Origin of the sequence: Sandaracinobacter sp. (assembly GCF_041909755.1) — a bacterium.
Classification (GTDB): Bacteria; Pseudomonadota; Alphaproteobacteria; order Sphingomonadales; family Sphingomonadaceae; genus Sandaracinobacteroides.
The window spans coordinates 1-2,081 of record NZ_JAYRCW010000164.1 but is presented as its reverse complement, the minus strand read 5'-3'; the positions used below and the strand labels follow the sequence as shown (position 1 = coordinate 2,081).

The 2,081-nt window shown below is 61.3% G+C and carries 1 protein-coding gene; it reads left to right on the top strand.

Going from position 1 to position 2,081, the window contains the following annotated elements; all coding sequences use genetic code 11:
* Positions 1-2,081, top strand: a 2,081-nt coding sequence (locus ACE3O8_RS13455; protein ID WP_374390555.1) for a Tn3 family transposase, incomplete at both ends; no start/stop codon positions are given.

The following is a 2,081-nucleotide window of genomic DNA, read 5'->3' as shown; positions in this document are numbered from 1 at the left end:
CCAAACGGACGCTTCTAAAAGTTCAGGATCGTCAGGAGCTTTTCGACATTCCAGCCGACGAAGACAGCCTGATCCGCCATTATTCGCTGTCGCCGGCCGATCGGCTGGAAATCGAGCTTCGCAGGCGCAAGCACAACCAGATAGGTTTTGCGGTGCAGCTCTGCCTGATGCGTTATCCTGGCCGGCCGCTCATGCCGAACGAGACTCCTCCGGGCGCGATGCTCAATTATGTCGCCGAGCAGATTGACGCAGACCCCAGGCTATTTGATCTCTACGCCCGCCGTGAGGAAACTCGCCGCGATCACATCGCACACCTGCTCGGCTATCTGGAAATGAGAAGCCCGACAGCCGACGACCGTCGTGCGGCGCTGATGGCAGCCATCGACGCAGCCTCAACAACAGATAAGGGGGCGGTGATCGCAAAGGCAATCATCGCCACGTTCCGGGAGCGCCGGGTTCTCCTGCCAGCGGTGAACATGATCGAACGCATGGGGTTGGCAGCGCGCGCTGTTGCTCGCCGCCGCGCAGAGCACGCGCTGATCTCGGATCTCGAACCGGAAAAGCTTGAAACCCTCGATGCCCTGCTGAACGTTGATCCGGCGATCGGACAGACGCGCTTTCATTGGCTGCGCTCCGCTCCCGACGCCCCCGGAGCGGGCAACCTGGTCGGCTTGACGGAACGGATCGCGTTCCTGCGCTCGCTTGGGATCGATCCTCGTTTGCAGGCCCGTATCCCCTCCGGACGATGGGAGCAGATGATCCGCGAAGGTGATGCCACACCGGCTTGGCTCGCCAGTGACTTCAACGCCAGCCGTCGCCGTGCGACAATCGTGGCCCAGGTGATCAAGCTCGGCCAGAAGCTCACCGATGATGCGGTAATGATGTTCATCAAGCTGATGGGCCGGCTATTCTCCCAGGCCAACAACCGGAAAAAGCAGCGTCACATGAACGCCCGCATCGAAACATCCAAGGCGCTGCGACTGTTCCTCGACACGATCGTTGCCTTGCAGGCAGCGAACGACAATGATGTCGATCCCATGACGATACTGGACAGGCGCGTGGGCTGGCATCGGCTGCTGCAGATCAAACCCAGCCTTGAAGCCATGGTGGAGAACGGCGACATGTCACCGCTGGTGCTGGCGGCCGAGCAATATGGGAACATCCGCAAGTTCGCGGGGGCCTTCCTTCAGGCATTCACATTCCGCTCGCACCGCCGGCACGATCCACTGCTTGCGGCGGTCGCGATCCTGAAAATACTTTATGTGGAAGGGCGTCGTGTCCTGCCGGATCGCGTGCCGGTCGGCCATTTGGGTGCGAACGAAAAGAAACTGATCTTCGAGGATGGCAAGCCGGATCGGCGGCTTTATGAAATCGCCACGTTCGCTCATTTACGGGACCGGCTGCATTCGCGCGATGTGTGGGTCGAGGGCAGCCGGTCATTCCGACCGATAGACGAAGATCTCATGCCGAAGCCAACCTTTGTCGCTCTGAAGGGGCAAGATCAGCTCGGCCTCGGTGTCCCGTCCGACTGCGCTACCTGGCTGGCTGAAGTCAGGCAAATGATGGACGTCAATCTCAAACGGCTGGCCTGGCGCGCCCGTTTCGGCAAGCTCGATGGTGTGAGGATTGAAAACGGCACGCTGATCGTAACGCCGCATACCAGCGACGTTCCCGCAGCGGCGGAAGCCCTCAATGCCGAAATCACGGACATGTATCCACTGGTTGAGGTGCCCGATCTCCTGCGGGAAGTGCATGAGTGGACTGGATTTGCCCACCAGTTCACCCATGTCCGGACGGGAGATGCGCCGCAGAACATCGCCGCCATGCTGGCCGGCGTGCTTGCCGATGGCACGAATCTCGGCCCAAAACGCATGGCGGGGGCGTCGAAGGGGATTAGCGCCCACCAGATCGGCTGGATGCGCAGCTTCCATGCCCGCTCAGAAACCTACCGGGCCGCGCAGGCGTGCGTCACCGATGCCCATACGCGCCATCCGCATTCGCAAATCTGGGGCGACGGAACGACGGCCTCATCCGATGGGCAGTTCTTTCGTGCCAGCGACCGGGCCGCCAGGCGCAGCGAT